Origin of the sequence: Niveispirillum sp. SYP-B3756 (genome assembly GCF_009495745.1) — a bacterium.
GTDB lineage: Bacteria > Pseudomonadota > Alphaproteobacteria > Azospirillales > Azospirillaceae > Niveispirillum.
This window is the reverse complement of sequence record NZ_WIDQ01000006.1, coordinates 337,243-353,823: the sequence shown is the minus strand read 5'-3', so window position 1 is coordinate 353,823 and position 16,581 is coordinate 337,243. Positions and strand designations below refer to the sequence as shown.

12 protein-coding genes are annotated in these 16,581 nt (G+C 62.9%); 4 read left to right on the top strand and 8 right to left on the bottom strand.

Annotated elements, in window-relative coordinates; translation table 11 throughout:
- Positions 1 to 433: 433 nt before the first annotated feature.
- A complete protein-coding gene (locus tag GE253_RS15085) occupies positions 434 to 871 on the bottom strand; it encodes a universal stress protein (RefSeq protein WP_153204946.1) in 438 nt (145 codons plus the stop codon).
- A 197-nt stretch (positions 872 to 1,068) separates the two neighbouring features.
- Between GE253_RS15085 and GE253_RS15080 the strand changes: the two genes are divergently transcribed.
- Positions 1,069 to 2,061: an asparaginase gene (locus GE253_RS15080; RefSeq protein WP_173012659.1), complete on the top strand. Its 993-nt coding sequence runs from the start codon at positions 1,069 to 1,071 to the stop codon at positions 2,059 to 2,061.
- On the opposite strand, the gene GE253_RS15075 is transcribed toward GE253_RS15080, so the two are convergent.
- Positions 2,058 to 4,034, bottom strand: coding sequence for an ATP-binding protein (locus tag GE253_RS15075; protein WP_173012658.1), 1,977 nt, complete (start codon positions 4,032 to 4,034; stop codon positions 2,058 to 2,060). The genes GE253_RS15080 and GE253_RS15075 overlap by 4 nt on opposite strands.
- A gap of 491 nt (positions 4,035 to 4,525) precedes the next feature.
- On the opposite strand from GE253_RS15075, the gene GE253_RS15070 reads away from it, so the two are divergent.
- Positions 4,526 to 5,950, top strand: coding sequence for a porin (locus GE253_RS15070; protein ID WP_153204941.1), 1,425 nt, complete (start codon positions 4,526 to 4,528; stop codon positions 5,948 to 5,950).
- A gap of 113 nt (positions 5,951 to 6,063) precedes the next feature.
- Here the strand turns inward: GE253_RS15070 and GE253_RS15065 are convergent, their stop codons facing one another.
- The 3 genes from GE253_RS15065 to GE253_RS15055 form a co-directional block, all read right to left on the bottom strand.
- Complete coding sequence (locus GE253_RS15065) at positions 6,064 to 6,915, bottom strand: NlpC/P60 family protein (protein WP_153204939.1); 852 nt, start codon at positions 6,913 to 6,915, stop codon at positions 6,064 to 6,066.
- Entirely contained in the window at positions 6,912 to 7,358 is a 447-nt protein-coding gene (locus GE253_RS15060) for a MarR family transcriptional regulator (RefSeq protein WP_153204937.1), read from the bottom strand. The genes GE253_RS15065 and GE253_RS15060 overlap by 4 nt, the downstream gene beginning before the upstream one ends.
- A gap of 117 nt (positions 7,359 to 7,475) precedes the next feature.
- Positions 7,476 to 8,861 (bottom strand): leucyl aminopeptidase family protein, encoded by a 1,386-nt coding sequence (locus GE253_RS15055; protein ID WP_348770863.1) that lies wholly within the window; start codon positions 8,859 to 8,861, stop codon positions 7,476 to 7,478.
- A 105-nt stretch (positions 8,862 to 8,966) separates the two neighbouring features.
- Here GE253_RS15055 and GE253_RS15050 point away from each other — a divergent pair, with 105 nt between their 5' ends.
- Together GE253_RS15050 and GE253_RS15045 are read left to right on the top strand one after the other, a co-directional pair.
- Positions 8,967 to 9,638 carry a glutathione S-transferase family protein gene (locus tag GE253_RS15050; protein WP_153204936.1) on the top strand — a complete coding sequence of 224 codons (672 nt, stop codon included), beginning with the start codon at positions 8,967 to 8,969 and terminating at the stop codon, positions 9,636 to 9,638.
- Between the two features lie 127 nt (positions 9,639 to 9,765).
- Positions 9,766 to 10,917, top strand: coding sequence for an iron-containing alcohol dehydrogenase (locus GE253_RS15045; RefSeq protein WP_153204934.1), 1,152 nt, complete (start codon positions 9,766 to 9,768; stop codon positions 10,915 to 10,917).
- 71 nt (positions 10,918 to 10,988) lie between these two features.
- Here GE253_RS15045 and GE253_RS15040 read toward each other — a convergent pair whose 3' ends face one another.
- From GE253_RS15040 to GE253_RS15030, 3 genes are all read right to left on the bottom strand, one after another.
- The gene (locus tag GE253_RS15040; RefSeq protein WP_153204932.1) at positions 10,989 to 13,334 is read right to left on the bottom strand and encodes a TonB-dependent receptor; all 2,346 of its coding nucleotides are present in this window, start codon (positions 13,332 to 13,334) and stop codon (positions 10,989 to 10,991) included.
- A 127-nt stretch (positions 13,335 to 13,461) separates the two neighbouring features.
- A complete protein-coding gene (locus GE253_RS26560) occupies positions 13,462 to 14,706 on the bottom strand; it encodes an SGNH/GDSL hydrolase family protein (RefSeq protein WP_173012657.1) in 1,245 nt (414 codons plus the stop codon).
- Positions 14,703 to 16,340, bottom strand: a complete 1,638-nt coding sequence (locus tag GE253_RS15030; RefSeq protein WP_211101477.1) for a tannase/feruloyl esterase family alpha/beta hydrolase — start codon at positions 16,338 to 16,340, stop codon at positions 14,703 to 14,705. Before GE253_RS15030 ends, GE253_RS26560 begins: the two co-directional genes overlap by 4 nt.
- Positions 16,341 to 16,581: the final 241 nt, after the last annotated feature.

Genomic DNA, 16,581 nt, shown 5'->3' with positions numbered 1-16,581 from the left:
GAGCGGCGGACAAACATGCTTCGGCCAAGGCAAAACCGGCAAATGTTGGGGTGGGCCGGTCCACTGCGCCCACGGCTCCGTTACCCGGTCCACCCCAACACTGACATTTCTACTTTGTTCAGAACACTGACAATTCAATTCTGTTGAAACACGGTGATGTAGGCGGGTGGATTCTATTTTGAAGTGCAACTCTTCTTTATAATCAGATGGTTAGCAATGGAGGCTGCCATGGGAGAGCACTATTCGCACCTGAGTTTGGCGGAACGGCGCGTGATTGACGAGATGTTCCAGGCTTCGATCCCGGTTCGGGAGATCGCGGCGCGGCTTGGCGGCATCGCGGGACGATCCATCGTGAGATCAACGCAAAGTTAAAATGTCAGCGCGCCTCCGCACGCATGTCCATCAAACGTGCGGAGGTCCAGCTTGTCTTGGTTCAGCGATACACCAGAACCGGTGTGGTGGAATGGGTCAGCACCTTCACCGTCTGGCTGCCCAGCACCACCGCCGCAAGGCCACGCCGCCCGTGTGAAGCCATGGCAATCAAATCACATCCCGCCTTTGTCGCCGTCTCGATGATGGCCTCATAGGGATGATCGGCTTGCACCAGAGAGGTCTCCGCGCTGACACCAGCCTTGGCTGCAACATCAGCCGCCGCCGAGAGCAGCTTTTCTGCATGGTCTTTAGCGTGGCCTTCATATTCGAGGCGCGTCTGGGCCAGTTGTTCAGTCTCCACAGAGAAGACATGGAAAGGTTCGATCACCGTCAGGATCTTGATCTTCGCACCGACTTCCTTGGCAAAAGCAACACCCTTGTGCAAAGCGGTCAAGGACAGCTCGGACCCATCGACCGGGATAAGTATATACTTGTACATCGGCTTCCTCCAACCTTGATTATTGATAACAATCAGATGATACGATCTATCGGCTGGAAATTCCTTGATCCAGGTCAGTTATACCGATGGTGCCCCGTCACCGCTGCGGGGCACCATCGCCATCTGGGCACTGGTGTCGGGCGACGGCTAAGCATATCCGGGCATGGTTCAGACTTCGGCACGGGCAAGAGTTCCACATGGGCGGTATTTCCCTGTTCATTCTCGGCGGCACCATCCTGTCGATCGCCGGCAAGGCATCGCCCGCCGACAGCGCGGCCTTGCTTCAGCAGGCTGGTATTGAGCCGGCCGGCCCGGTAAGCGTCACCCGCTGGCGCAATGTCGGCAGCCAGAACCTGCTGATGGCAGACCTGATCGCGCTGGCCGCGGAGATCGGTCGACAGGCAGCTTCAGGCACCAAAGGATTCATTGTCATCCAGGGAACGGATACGATGGAGGAAACGGGCTTCCTGCTTTCCTTGCTGGTGCCGGCCGACATTCCACTGGTTTTGACCGGTGCGATGCGTACCGCCGACGCGCCGGGGGCGGACGGGCCGGGCAATCTCAATGATTCTCTGTGTGCAGTGCGGGCCCTGAGCGGACTTGCCCTTGGCCCCGTCATCTGCATGAACGGGGAGTTGCACGCCGTCCGCCATGTGCGCAAGGTGGATGCAGGGCGCATCGGGGCCTTCGCCTCCCCCGGCATTGGCCCGCTGGGCACGGTGGTAACGGGACGGGTGCGGCTGTTGCAGCGTCCCCTGCCCCAACCCGGCCCCTATCCACTTCCGGATCCAGCCAACCTGCCGCGGGTCGCCCTGGTGACGGTAGGGCTGGACAGTGATCCGTTGTTGATTGCGGCCTTTGCCAGCCCTGACTGGCAGGGATTGGTGGTGGAAGGTGTCGGGTCCGGCCATGTACCACAGGCGCTGGCCGCCCCGCTGATCCAGTTTGCGAAGCAGAGCCCGGTGATCCTGGTCAGCCGTTGTGGCGGGGGGGATACCGATGCTGATGGTACCTATCAGGGGGAAGGCACCGCTGCCCATCTAATCGCCAATGGTCTGATTGATGGCGGGCCGCTCCAGGGCCGCAAGGCAAGGCTGTTGCTGACCATCCTGCTGGCCCGGACGACAGTCCCTTCCGCTATACGAGCGGCATTGGTCCCCTGGGCGGGGTTGGGTCTGCTGACGGATTAAGGTGGCACGGTCAGCGGCTGCTGCACCCGCGCCGCCGGCAGGCGGACAGTAACGCTGGTGCCACGGCCAGGGCTACTTTGTAGTGTCAGACTGCCGCCATGGGCCTCCGTATAGCCCTTGGCCAGCGGCAGCCCGAGACCGGCGCCAGCCTGACGCCTTGCCAGCCCCGTATCCACCTGGGCAAAAGGTTCCAGGGCAAGGCGCATGGCTTCCATCGACATGCCAATCCCCTTGTCGGTCACCTTGAAGATGATGTCGCCCGATCCCGGCTCCAGCCCGGCAGTGACCTGCACCTCTCCCGGCCCATCAGTGTAGATGATCGCATTGCCAATCAGGTTGACCAGGGTTTGCTTCAGCCGCACCTCGTCCCCCAATATGCGCATACCGCCCTGCGCTGCCCGCACCACCAGCCGTACCCCACGTTCTGACGCTTTCTGCGCTGTGAGCCGCTCCACCCGTTCCAACAGGGTACCGACATCGACCCAGCCTTCCCGCAGTTCAAGCTCACCAGCATCCAGGCGGGCTATATCCAGCAGGTCATTGACCAGTCGCAGCAGATAGACGCCGCCATCATGGATATCGACGGCATAATCACGATATTGCGGGGCACCGAGATGGCCCAGCAGTTCGTCCCGCAGAATGGCGGAAAAGCCGATGATAGCATTTAACGGGGTTCGCAGTTCATGGCTGATATTGGCCAGGAAATGAACCTTGGCGCGGTCTGCGATAGTGGCACGGGCTTCGGCAGCATGAATCTGCGCTCGCCGGGCCAGCTCCAACCGTCGATCCCGGGCGAAAAGAATTATTTCATCATCGCCCATCCTGGTGATGGGGCGGAGCCAAAGTTCAACAGGAACGGTCGCCCCGCACAGACTGAGCAGTTCCAAATGGTGCCACTGCCCGGCATCCTTCTGCGACGGCAGTTCCGAATGGAGAACGCGTTGAAACGCCACCCGCCCCACCGGCACCACAAGGTCAACAAAATAGCGTCCCTGCAACTCCGCTGCCGAGGCCGCCCCAAGCAGCCGGCAGCCGGCTGGGTTGATCAGTTCCACCCGGCCATTGCGCAGCAGACAGAGCAGGTCAGGCACACTTTCCGCCATCACCTGGGCGCGTGTCTGCAAGCGATGCAATGAGGCCACATCCACCATGTCCTTCATCGCGTTGCGCTGCACCCGCTGTAAAACCGCGAAAGCCCCCCCAAGCAGCAGCAGCAGCAACGGCACCAGGAACCAACTGAGTTTAAGAAGGAAGCTGAGGGCCGGCATAGGCGCCGTCCAGGACAACCAGGCAACCGGTGGTGCATCCGCAGGGGCAAGTGCTTCTCGCAGGGGAAGTTCCAGGCGGAAAATACCAGATGGCGGTCGCATGGTGAGGATATCCATCTCCTCCAGTACCGGCTTGAAAATGGCCAGAAGTGCTGGCCGATCCATGGTTTTCATGAAAACCATGACCTTGCCGTCGGGAATCGGCGCTCCCCCCTCCTCCCGGCGGATGTCGGCGACAGCGGTCATGAACAGACCGCCATTGATCGACACTAGCCCCGTTACAGCAACCGGCCTGCCAGGTGGTGCCGCCTGGGCCTGCTTCAGCATTCGTTGCATCGCCGGGGGGATTGGTCCCCATTTATCCGGGTCGGGCAAAGCCTTCCCATTCAGGGAGGCATAGATGACTTTGCCCCTCTGGTCGATCACAAGGCTGGCAGTAATCTGGTGGATGGCGCCGAGATAGACACCAATATTGCGGTCTGCCCATTCCAGATCGGTGCGGTCAACCAGGTTATCAACTGCCTCACCCCATGCGGCGTAGTCAACGGTGGTATTCGCAAGCGCCCGTTCGGCAGCTGCGAGTGCTTCTTCCATGCTGCGCCGGGATTTTCCAGCCTCCGCCATATCATAATAAATGGCGGAAATGGAAAGGGCAGTCACCAGGACCAGCATGGAAATGGCCAGCAGCAGCAATATGGGAACCACGATCTGGCTGGTCCCACGCCGATAATCAGAACCGTTGCCTGATGGAATCAGGCAATCGTCAGGGAGGGCCTTCCCCTCATCCCCCGATATCAATGCGCTATGGGCCGGCATTCGTGTTCCTGGTCTAGACGCATTGCCGTCGGTTTTCCAAGCTAATCACATAGTTCCCGCTATCACCTTGCCTTTCAATCATTATTTGCTTTTCATTCCTTTGCGCCTGTTATCGGGCCTGCCACGTGCCCTGCAACTGGACATTCCTGAACCCAGTTTTATGACAAGGACGTGACGCAAGCCACCTCTCTCCGGTGCGTGGTGAATATGCAACACCATCGGTCAGTCTTTTTACTGCAACAAAACCACATCAAATCGGTAATAGGCTTTTGATAGCCCTCCGGCGGGGCTTGGGACGATCCGACCTAGTTTTCGGCGCGGTGCCGACAGCGGAACGTTATCCGGCTTTTCTCGGCGCGAATCCCACCGGAGAAACAACAATGACCTTCAAGACTTCCCTGCTGGCCGGCACGATGCTCGGCGCGGCCTTCATCGCCGCCCCGGCTATGGCCCAGAGCGCGGGTAGCGCTTCCCAGGCTCAGCTGGACGCTCTGGCCCAGCAGATCCAGGCCCTGCAGGGCCAGCTGACCAGCCTGAAGGACAGCGTCGCTAAGGACAAGGTCACGACGGAAAAGAAGCTGGCCGATCTGCCGAAGGTGACGGCTGATGGCGGCCGTATGCGCGTGCAGACCGCCGACAAGAAGTTTGACGTTGCCCTGCGCGCCCGTATCCATATGGATTACGGCACCTGGGTGCATAAAGACAATTACACCACCGACGCCACCGACGGCTTCCAGCTGCGCCGCGCTTTCCTGGGCGTTGCCGGCACTGTCTACAAAGATTGGGGCTTCGAATTCACCGGCAACTTCGCGGGTGACCGTGGCGGTGCCTCCCAGATTCAGGCTGCCAACATCACCTATAACGGCGTCAAGAACACCCAGGTGATCATGGGTGTGTTCCAGCCGAAGTTCACGCTGGATGACAGCACGTCCTCCAACGACATCGCTTTCATGGAACGCTCCCCGATCAACAACATTGTTGTCGGTATCGGCGGTTCCGACAGCCGCACCGGCGTTGGTATCTCCAACAAGGGCGACAACTACTTCGTCGCCGGTTACGTGACCGGTAACGCCACCGGCACCACCGGCGCCATCGACGACATGGTCAACCTGCTGGGCCGCGCTGCTTACCAGTTCTACGCCAACAATGAAGGCGGCGCCGGTATCGGCGTGTCGGGTGTCTATCAGGTCACCCCGCAGGCCGCTGCCCGCACCAGTGCCACCCAGATCACCACCACCGCTTCGTTCGGTGACCGTCCGGGTCTGCGCATCGGTGGCAACCGCACCTCGCTCACCAGCACCGGCACGATCAGCCAGATCAAGGGCCAGTGGGCCTATGGCGCCGACCTGGGCGCCAACTTCAAGAACTTCTGGGTCGCCGGCGAATATTACATGTTCGGCGCCGACACCGAAGATCGTCTGCCGGGCACCACCACCCGCAACAGCTTCCAGGATCCGGAATTCGACGGCTACTATGTCTCCGCTGGTTACATCCTGACCGGCGAGCGTCGTACCTACAAGCCGGGTGAATGGACCGGTGTGAAGCCGGCTTGGCCGGTTGGCCAGAATGGCTTTGGCGCTTGGGAACTGGCGGCCCGTTACTCCACCGTCAACCTGATCGACCGCGCTGGTGGTGTTGCCGGCAACGGCACCGGCGAGGAAAAGAACTGGACCATCGGTGTGAACTGGTACGTGAACAACGCCATCCGCTTCATGCTGAACTATGTCAACACCACGGTTGATCGCCCGAACGGCACCGATCAGGGCCTGGACGCGGTTGCCCTGCGTATGCAGTTCCAGTTCTGATCCCTATCGGGACCAGAATAGTTATGGCAAGGCCCGCCGGTCAGATGACCGGCGGGCCTTCGCTTTTAAAAAGAAATGCCGCCGCCATTACAGCGGCGGCGACACCGACCAAATCACAGCCGTTTGACGGCGCTGATCCCCTTGCCCCCGGCGCGGGCGACGACATCGGCCAGCGGTTCGGCCACCACTTCCATATGGAACGCGTTGGCGTGCAGCAGCGTTACCCCATCGACCATGATGCCGACATGGCCGGGGAAGAACACCAGATCGCCACGCTGGAACGCGACCCCCGTTCCATCGCTGGAAACCAGGGTGCCAATGGCCGCCTGCTGTTGGTCGCTATCACGCGGGCAATTGATGCCAGCAGCCAGCAAGGCCACCTGCACCAGCCCGGAACAATCAATACCGATGCTGGTGCGACCACCCCAGAGATAGGGCGTGCCGACAAAACGTTCAGCCACCGCCACCGGGTCGGCAGCCTTTTGCCCAATCGGGGCGACGTGGCGGATATGCAGCCAGCCGCCACCGGCCAACTGGCGCCAATCCCCCTCTTCCCCCGCCACGGCCACCAGGGCGCCCATGGGCAGGATATCGACGAAGGGCAGCTTCAGGTCCGGACCGGGATAGAGCAGGGTGCGCAGTGCCGTCACCCGATGGGTCGGCGGCACCGGGTCGGCATCCAACGCCTCCACCCGCAGCCAGCCGACATAGCCATCGGTGCCGTTCTGGCCCCAGGCCCAGCCATCATGCTCCTCCAGCACGGTGAAGGCTTCACCATGCAGCAGTTCCGACGCCTGCCGTGCCTCATAGCCCGGCTCTTCCTTCAGGGTGGCGAAGCCGGCCCCGATCTGGCAGGGCACACCATCAATGAAGCGGGCAGCCGTGACCTTGCCACGCAGATAGGAGGCCGCGAGGTCATCCCGATACGGGTGAACACGCTTGTCGAGAATTTCTTGGTCGGTCATGCCGATGGGGCCAGGGCTTCCGGTCGGGCGCCTTCCACCGCCAGGGCGGCGACGGCGCCATTCATATCCAGCGGGGCATCAAAGGCCCCGCCATCTTCGCCAACCGGTCCGGCCGTGCGCCCCGCATCGATCACCATCTGGCCGAATTCCGCCAGATGCACGGACCCTTTCACGGTCCGCTGTACCAACACGTTGCGCCGATCATCCTGGTCGCGCTTGCGCTTGATGTAGCCCAGTCGGCCCAGCCGGTCCAGCGCGCGGGTGATGGCGGGCTTGGAGACATTCAGCGTCTGTGCCAGCCCGCGCACCGTATGGGGCGGCGGGGTCAGATAGACCGTGAGCATCAGGGCCAATTGCCGTGCCGAAAGGTCCGGCCCGTCCTTGCGGACAGAGGCCACCAGGGCCCCACGCCAGAGTTGCAGCGCCTCAAGGTTCCGTGACATGCCCGCCCCCGACCGCTTCGCGCCGGGTTTTGCGGAAAATCGCAACCGGACGCGAAACGGAGTTTGCCGAATAAAGCGTTTTTCGGCAAGTCGGGAACGAATCAGCCCGAAGCGGGTTTAAGCGGCCGGCGGAAACCGCTTCGCGATCACGTTGAAAAAGGCCCGCAAGGTCATCGCCTCCCCGCCTTCCGGCCGGCCGGGGCGGGTGCTGGCATTCCAGGAATAAAGATCCACATGGGCCCAGACCGTGTCCTTGGAGACGAACTGTTCCAGGAACAGGGCCGCCGTGATGGCCCCGGCCATACCACCGCCCGGCGCATTGTTGAGATCGGCGATCTTGCTGTCGAGCTGCGGGCGGTAGCCCTGCCACAGGGGCAGGCGCCACAGCGGATCATCCGTCGCCGTCGCTTCCGCCGCAATTTCCGCCGCCAGCGCATCATCATTGCTGAACAGGGCCGGCAGGTCCGCCCCCAGCGCCACCCGGGCGGCCCCTGTCAGCGTGGCGAAATCCAGCAGCAGGGCGGGCTTTTCCCCATCGGCTTCTGCCAGGGCGTCGCACAGGATCAGGCGGCCTTCGGCATCGGTATTGCCGATTTCCACCGTCAGCCCCTTGCGGGTGGGGATGATATCCATCGGGCGGAAGGCATTGCCGGCCACGGCATTTTCCACCGCCGGCACCAGCACGCGCAGCCGCACCGGCAGCCTGGCATCCATCACCATCCGGGCCAGCGCCAGGGCGTGCGCCCCGCCGCCCATATCCTTCTTCATCATCAGCATGGACGATGAAGGCTTGATGTCCAGCCCGCCGGTATCGAAGCAGACCCCCTTGCCCACCAGGGTGACCAGCGGATGGGCCGCATCACCCCAGCGGATATCGATCAAGCGCGGCGCCTTGGCGGCGGCACGGCCGACGGCATGGATCATCGGGTAATTCTGCGCCAGCAGGTCGTCACCCACAATCACGCTGAAGCTGGCACCGAATTCCTTTGCCAGCGCCTCGGCAGCGGCGGCCAGTTCCGGCGGCCCCATATCCTCGCACGGGGTGTTCACCAGATCGCGCACCAGCGTGGCAGAGCGGGCAAAGCGCTCCACCGCCGCCGCATCGGCATTGGCCGGCAGCACCAGGCTGGCAAAGCTCTTGGTGGATTTCTTGTAGCGGGTGAACTGATAGCAGGCCAGGGCCCAGCCGGTGGCGACAGCGGTCGCCGTCGCCGGCTCCAGCGCCGTGTCAAGGACATAGCTGCCGGCGGGCAGGCTGCCCGGCAGGCCCGCCAGCGACCAGATATCCAGTTTCTCTGCCACACCAACCAGCACACGCACCAGCGCGCCATCAGCGCTGCCGATCAGGGCGGTGCTGCCGGGGGTGGCCTTGAAACCCAGGCGGCGCACCCAGGCGGCCTCTGCCGCCGGTGCGGCGTTCAGCCAGCCATCCAGCGCATCCTTGGTCAGCAGCGTCAGGGGAACGGTATCGGCGGCGGGGGCGGGCAGCAGACAGGTCAGCACTTGGGGCTTGGTCCTTTTGCAGAGGCGGGTATGGATTTTCGGGCTTGGTCGCCCTTTCTTCCAGCCCTACTCTCCCCCGGCCCCCATCGCAATGGTGAAGCTGAGATGACGACGCACGCCCCCACCGACCTGACCCTGGTGATCGCCAACAAGCGCTATTCCTCCTGGTCGCTGCGCCCCTGGCTGGCCCTGCGCACCGCCGGTGCTGCGTTTGACGAAGTCCTGGTGCGGCTACGTACACCGGAGACCACGCAGACCCTGCTGACCCATGGACCGAGCGGCAAGGCACCGGTGCTGAAGCAGGGCGATCTGACCGTCTGGGACAGTCTGGCCATCTGCGAATATGTGGCGGAACTGTTCCCGCAGGCGCAGCTTTGGCCCGCCGATGCCAAGGCCCGCGCCGTGGCCCGCGCGGTGGCGGCGGAAATGCATTCCGGTTTCATGGATTTGCGCCGCAACCTGTTCTTCGATTTGCATCAGGTGCATGATGTGCCGGAGCGGGTGGCGGCCGCTGCCGGCGATATCGCCCGTATCCAGGCGCTGTGGGCCGATTGCCGCGCCCGATTCGGGGCCAGCGGCCCCTTCCTGTTCGGCCATTTCACCATCGCGGATGCCATGTATGCCCCGGTCTGCGTGCGGTTGCGCGGCTGGCAGGGGGGTGAGCTGACGCCAGAGGCCGATGCCTATATCGACGCCATCTTCGCCCTGCCCGCCATGCGGGAATGGATGGCGGCCGCAGCGCAGGAACCCTGGGTGATTGATTACCTGAACATCTGATCCAGCCGTTCTTTATCCGCCATGTGGCCACCCTGGAATATTTCCATGGGCGGCCCGTGGCCCCGGCATTACCGCTGCATCCGATAAGGCAACCACCGCCCGCAAACCGCCATCAGGGAGCCCGCCCATGTCCGCCCCGTCCTTCCGCTTCCGCTATGGTCCCCGCGTGTTGAGCGGTCCCGGCACGGCCGGACAGGTGGCAGACCATCTGCCGGCGGGGCCCTGCCTGATGGTAACGGACAAGGGCGTGCGCAGCCTGGGCCTGCTGGCCCCGGTGCTGGAGGCGTTGGAAAAGGCCGGTATCCCGGTCAGCATTTTCGATGCGGTGGAACCCGATCCCTCGCGTGAAACCGTATTGGCCACGGTGGCGGCGGGACGGGCGGCGGGTGCTGTTTCCGTGCTGGGCGTGGGCGGTGGCAGCCCGATGGATGTGGCCAAACTGGCAGCCTATCTGCTGGCATCCGGTGATGATCTGGAGGCGATCTGGGGTGTGGAGCAGGCCAAGGGCCGGCGCCTTCCCCTGTTGCTGGTCCCCACCACGGCCGGCACGGGATCGGAGGCCACGCCTGTCACCGTCATTTCCGTCGGCAATGGCGAAAAGCGTGGGGTCAGCGCCGGGGTTCTGCTGCCCGATGTCAGCGTGCTGGACCCGCTGCTGACCCTGGGCCTGCCGCCGCATGTGACGGCGGCCACCGGCATTGATGCCATGGTTCACGCCATCGAATCCTATACCAGCGCCCGGCTGAAAAACCCGATGTCCGACATGCTGGCGCGTGAGGCGCTGCGCCTGCTGGCCGCCAACCTGCTGAAGGCCTGCCGCACGCCCGGCGATGTGGAGGTGCGCAGCGCCATGCTGCTGGGTGCCCATCTGGCAGGCGTTGCCTTCGCCAATGCGCCGGTGGCGGGCGTCCATGCCCTGGCCTATCCGCTGGGCGGGCTGTTCCATGTACCGCACGGCCTGTCCAACGCGCTGGTGCTGCCGCATGTGATGGCCTTCAACATGCCGGTGACGGCCCCGCTTTATGCCGAACTGGCCCCGCTGGTCGACCCTTCGCTGGCCGGCCTATCCCCAAGCGCACAGGCGGAAGGGCTGGTGGCCGCCATGGTCACCCTGTCGCGCGAAAGCGGCCTGCCGCAGCAGATGCGCGCCGTGGGCGTGACGGAAGCCGACCTGCCGCAGATGGCCAAGGACGCGATGCTGCAACAGCGCCTGCTGGTCAACAACCCCCGCCCCATTTTGGAAGCCGACGCGCTGGCCATCTACCAGGCCGCCTGGTGAGAAAAAAGCGGCCCCGCACCCTGTTACGCAGGATGACGGGGCCGTGGGAGGAAGGTTAAGCCAAAGGCATCCTAGAAGCTCGCCCCCACCCGCAGGCCAACCATGCGGCCAGGGTTATAGGTGGCTGTCGTGGAGCTCCAGACCACGGTGGTCTGATTGGCCACGCGCTTGTCTTCCACATTATTGACGAAGGCGTTGGCGAAATAGCGCTGATCAGCGCTTTCCCAGCGCAGGTTCAGGTCGGTCTTGCTATAACCGCCATTGCGGCCCTGCCCATAATTGGCACTGTCGCTGAACGTCTTGGACTGCACATAGAAATCGATTGCAGGGCTGAGCGTACTGCCGCCCGGCAGATCGAAAATATGCTCATAGCCCAGCCGCGCGCTCCAGCGTGGGGCATTGGCCAGACGGTTGCCGGAGAAATCCGCCACCGCACCGGGAATGGGGGCATAACCCATGATGGGCGCGAAGATATTGTACATCACATCGGCGCTGTGAAGATTTTCCGATGCATTGGGGAACCTGTTATATTTGCCATCCAGATAGGAGACATAGGCCGAGATGCGGTCGTTGCGCGTGGGGCGGAACAGGCTTTCCAGTTCCACACCCCGGATACGCGCCTTGGCGGCGTTGGTGGTGACCGCCACCGGCCCGGTGGCGGTGCTGATCACGCTGGAAACCTGCAGATCCTGGTAATCCATATTGAACAGGGTCGCCGACAGGAACAGCTTGCGATCCAGCAGGTTACCGCGCAACCCGGCTTCATAGTTCGTCACCGTTTCCGGCCGGTAGCTTGTATAGGGGGCCGGGTTGGTGCTGGATTGCAAACCGCCGGCGCGATAGCCGGTGCTGACCGTGGCATAGCCCATGATTTCATCGGTGAAATCATAGTCCAACCCCGCCTTCCAACTGACCTTGCTGAATTTTTCCGACGCGCGTGCCCGGTCATCGGTCAAGCCCAGACCACCGGCCGGGCAAGTGGTGCTGTTGATATTCTGCCGGGTGACGGTGCCGCCGAAGCAGACCAGTTCCTGCTGGCCACCATGCACCGTGTCCCAGGTGGAGCGCAGACCGGCCAGCAGACGGAACCGGTCCGTCACCCGGAAGGTGCCTTGGGCAAACACAGCAGCGGATTCACTACCCCAATCCGTATAGCTATTCACCACATCCACAGCAGCGATGGTGGAAATCTGCTTGCCGGTACCGGCAGAAATGGGACCGAAGGCGTTGAACACGCTGGCGAACGGGGCCGGTGCCGTATTGCCTGCGTGCAGCAGACGCTGACCAGACGGCGTGTCATCCCAATAATAATAACCGCCGCCGACCAGTGAAATCCGCTCCGCCTCGTAATTAATATCCAGTTCGTGGGAACTGGCCTTCTGGCGCTGGTCCAGATATTCCTGCGAGAAGACGCCGGTGCTGGCCACCACACCATCATTTTTCAACACGGAATAACCGGCCAGATAGGTTGCCGTCACCGCATCGGAAATCTTCCAGGTCAGGCGGGAACGGGCGCTATATTCCCGGACATCCTTGCCATTGTCGCGCACCTTCTGGATGCCGGGATTGGGTTCATGGGTCTTGATGATCTCTGCCGGGCCGAAGCGGCCCGTCTTCAGATCAGCATTAGGGTAATAATTATAGTTGGCCAGGTAAACCAGCGGGGTCGTCCCCTCATCCCGGCCATAATTCAGCGACAGGCGCCAGGTCAGGTTATCGGCAATGTTCCAGCGGCTGGTGAGGCGCAGGCCCGTCTGATCGGTCTTGTCGAACCGGTCCTGGGCCGAATATCGCGGCGACAGCCCGTCATTGACATGCCGGAAGGCAGAGACACGCAGGGCGAAATTATCCGCAACCGGCAGGTCTGTATGCAGGCGGACCTGCACATCCTGATGCGATCCATATTGCACGTCACCGCTGACGGCATAATCGTTGTCCGGATCGGCCGTATTGATATTCACCACGCCCGCCGTGGCGTTGCGGCCATGCACGGTGCCCTGCGGCCCGCGCAGCACCTCAATGGCACCGATATCAAACATGCCCAGCGTCAGCGTGGTGGCAAAGGGGGCATAGATGCCATCCACCTGCGTCGCCACCGTGGAATAACCGCTGAAGCCGTTATTGCTGCCGATGCCACGCATGGCAAAGCCATTTTGGCTGAATTGCAGGTTCGGCACCGCGGTGACCAGATCGCTCGCCACCGTAATATTCTGGCGGTCCAGGATATCCGGGTTCAGCACGGAAACGGCGATGGGCGCCTTGGCCAGCGTCTCCTTCACCTTCTGTGCCGTCACCACGATTTCCGCCAGCATATCCTCTGACGTTTCGGTCTCAGCCGCCAGGGCGGCAGCCGAAACAAGCATGGTGCTGGCCGACAGCAACAAGGCCGCACGCGTGACCTTCCATGGACGTGTCATTTTCCTTCCCCTCTATATTTGTTGGTTATGGTCTTTGGCCCGGACATTGCCGGAAAGCAGGCAGCAAGGCCCCGTCCCCGCGCCCAGGGGCGCGGGTTGTCTCTGTCCTTCCGGGGTACGGCTCGCTTTACTTCAGCAGAACACCCAGTGCTGTCTCCGCCATGGCGCGGTAACCGGCATCCGACGGGTGCAGCTTGTCGCCGCTGTCATAGGCCGGGTTGATCCGCTGCGGATCGGCACTGTCACGCACGGCAGCATCGAAATCGATGACGCTGTCAAATTCCCCGCTGGTGCGGATCCAGCGGTTCAGCTCCTGCCGTACCACTTCCTTTTCCGGCGTCGCATAGCCGGGAAAGGGCGATCCCAGGAAGGGGGTCAGGGTGGCACCGTGGATTTTCACCCCCCGCGCCTTGGCCCGTGCGATGAGCTGGCGATAACCAGCAATCAGGTCGGCCGCCGTGACAACCGGGTGATGGCCCGGCCCACGCGGATTTTCCAGCCCGCTCAACCCCAGATCATTGATGCCTTCCAGCAGTACGATATCGGTGACGCCGGGCACCGACAGGGCATCGCGGTCGAAGCGGGCCAGCGCCGCCGGCCCCATCTCGTCCCGCAGCACGCGGTTACCGGCGATGCCGGCATTGGCGATGGCGACGTCGTTCTGCCCCTTCTGGCGCAGCAGGGCCGCCAACTGATCGGGCCAGCCGCGCATCTTCGCATCCTTGGCCCCGGTTCCATCGGTGATGGAATCGCCGAAGGTGACGATGGTGCGCGCCCTCTTGGTGGCGCGCACCAGAATGGCGGAGACGATCTCCCGTCCGGTTTCAACCCGACCGCCGGTGAGCTTGGCCGCCCGCGTCTGATCGCCACCGGCCGCCACCTCCACCACATGCAGCGGGTCAGCCTGGGGAATGGTCACCGGTGCCGGCAGATGCAAGGTCACATAAACGATGGCACCGGCCGCCACCTGCAGGGGCAGCGGATCGCTCACCAGTGGGGCACCGGCGGCAATACGGGCCGCGGTGCCACCGGAAAAGTGCAGCGGGGCCACGCTCTTGCTATCAAGATTGCCGGCCGCATCCGCCAGGGCGATGGTCACCGCCGACACCTGCACATCCGTGGGCAAGGTTTCGGCCGACAAGCGGACGCGAACCTCATCCCCCGCAGCGGTGATGCGCATCTTATAGCGCAAAGTGCCCTGCACCTCTGCCGGCGGGCGCCAGAAATCGAAGGGCAGCTTCTCCAGATTTAAGGAGGGACTGGAGGCCCAGCTTTGCACCCAGCGCCCGTCCGGCGCCGCCAGGGCGGCCGGCACACAGAGCAGGGTCAGCGCCGACACCGACAACAGCCGCTTGAACAAGGAATTCTTCACGACTTCTTTCCTCCCACGCATTGGAAGCTTTCAGCGGCTTCCTTGTTTCCCGTGCCGTCATAGCGGGCATAGGTTGGATAGGGGCAGAGTGGCCGGGTACGGCCGGGCCAGGGGCTTTGCGGCCCGGCCGTGGCGGTCAGGCTGTCGGGGGCCTGCCCCCGTTCCACCCAATCGACCATGGCCTGGAAGGCGGCAAAACGGTCTGTCGCGGGGCCATTGCCACAATGGCCCATGCCGGGCACCGGGAAGACCCGCACAAAGCCGGCGGCCTGTCCGCCATAACGTTCATCCATCTCCCGATACCAATTGAGCGTATCGTTGATGGAGAAGACCGGATCGGAGACACCATGCGGCACGATCAGCTTGCCGCCATGGGCACGGAAGGCATCGATATCGGGGGATCGGGCCGACATCTCTTCCCAGGCCGAAACCGTAAATGGGGCGGCCACCCGGTGGATCAGGTCGCCATCCTTTTGAAAATCAAAGGTCAGTTGCTGTTCAAATATCTGCTGCGGGTCCATGCCCAAGGACCGGGGAGCGGGCGAAAACAGCCCATGCAGGGCCGCCCCGCCAATCACCACATTCAGTGGCGGGACCGGCGGCTGAACAAGGCCCAGCTTCCACACCGCCCAATCCGGTGATCCGATCCCGGCATCCCAGGGCCATTGCGCATAAAGGGCGGCCCCACCCTTCCCTTTCGGCCCGGCCAGCGACTTTTTCAGCGCCGCCAGCTTGCCGGGATCAACACAGCCATCCTCGGCGCCGGCGGCGCATTGCACGCTTTCCAGTGCCTTTTGCAATTTGGCACCGCCGCATTGGCCATAACGGCTGATGATGCCATCGGCCAAGCCATCATCGCCATCGCAGGCATCCAGCACCGCCCGGCGGATCAACACAAAATCATCGGCGCTGAACAGCCGGGAGAGGGCCGAAACCGAGCGCTTGCCCTTTTCATCCGGCGGCAGCAGGGCGCCAAAGGCCTGCACATCCCAATTCTGCGCCAGGGCGGCACGCGGCAGCGACATGCCGGGGGCACCGGCAACAATGCCGTCAAACATGTCGGGGAAGCGGTGGGCGGCCATCAGCCCTTCCTGCCCGCCCTTGGAACAGCCGGCGAAATAGGAATGGTCGGCCGTGCGACCATAGAAGCGGGTGATCAATGCCTTGGCACTGTCCGCAACCGTTTGCAGGGAAGCATAGGCATAGTTCCGCCGTGCCTCCGGATCCCAGCCGAAGGCGACGGGGCCACCCCGGGCCGGATCGCTGTTGCTGGCATTGTCATGGCCGGAATCCTGACTGACGACGGCATAGCCCTGGTTGACCGCCGGTTCCGTCAAGCCGGCACCGGGAACCAGACCCAGCGCATTGCCAATATTGCCATTGGTGCCGCCCCCACCCTGGAACAGAAAGCGGCCGTTCCAGTTTTCCGGCAGGCGCAGCCGGAAGCGGATTGCATAATGCTGACCATCAATGCCCGTGCGCGCTGCCATGGTCGCATCGATGACGCAATGCGGCTTCAGGGCCGGCGGCGGACCGGCAGGCCGTTCAAACGGCTCCGGCGGCACGGTCGCGCCCTCGGGCAGATAGCGAGCGGCCTGCACCTGGGTGGATGCATCGGGCCATTGGCCCTGCATCAGGGTGGCAACGGCCGCGCAGCGGCCCTCAAAAGCAGGCTCAGCCGCTCCAGCGGAAGCAGCCCACCCCACAATTGCCGTGGAAAGCGACAGCGATGCGACGCATCCTGCCAACAGCCTGGCTCTGGATACCCTGGCCACCTGTACCTCCCGGACTATTCGTTTTGTTCTTAAATATAACCATACTCCCACATTACAAACGATTGCAATCGCGTTTTTGAAAGAAGCAGCAAATTCCAGT

Coding starts and splice junctions, on each gene's coding strand:
- GE253_RS15085 (WP_153204946.1), bottom strand. CDS start 871: ATGTACAAGTATATACTTATCCCGGTCGATGGGTCCGAGCTGTCCTTG.
- GE253_RS15080 (WP_173012659.1), top strand. CDS start 1,069: ATGGGCGGTATTTCCCTGTTCATTCTCGGCGGCACCATCCTGTCGATC.
- GE253_RS15070 (WP_153204941.1), top strand. CDS start 4,526: ATGACCTTCAAGACTTCCCTGCTGGCCGGCACGATGCTCGGCGCGGCC.
- GE253_RS15065 (WP_153204939.1), bottom strand. CDS start 6,915: ATGACCGACCAAGAAATTCTCGACAAGCGTGTTCACCCGTATCGGGAT.
- GE253_RS15060 (WP_153204937.1), bottom strand. CDS start 7,358: ATGTCACGGAACCTTGAGGCGCTGCAACTCTGGCGTGGGGCCCTGGTG.
- GE253_RS15050 (WP_153204936.1), top strand. CDS start 8,967: ATGACGACGCACGCCCCCACCGACCTGACCCTGGTGATCGCCAACAAG.
- GE253_RS15045 (WP_153204934.1), top strand. CDS start 9,766: ATGTCCGCCCCGTCCTTCCGCTTCCGCTATGGTCCCCGCGTGTTGAGC.
- GE253_RS15040 (WP_153204932.1), bottom strand. CDS start 13,334: ATGACACGTCCATGGAAGGTCACGCGTGCGGCCTTGTTGCTGTCGGCC.
- GE253_RS15030 (WP_211101477.1), bottom strand. CDS start 16,340: ATGCAGGGCCAATGGCCCGATGCATCCACCCAGGTGCAGGCCGCTCGC.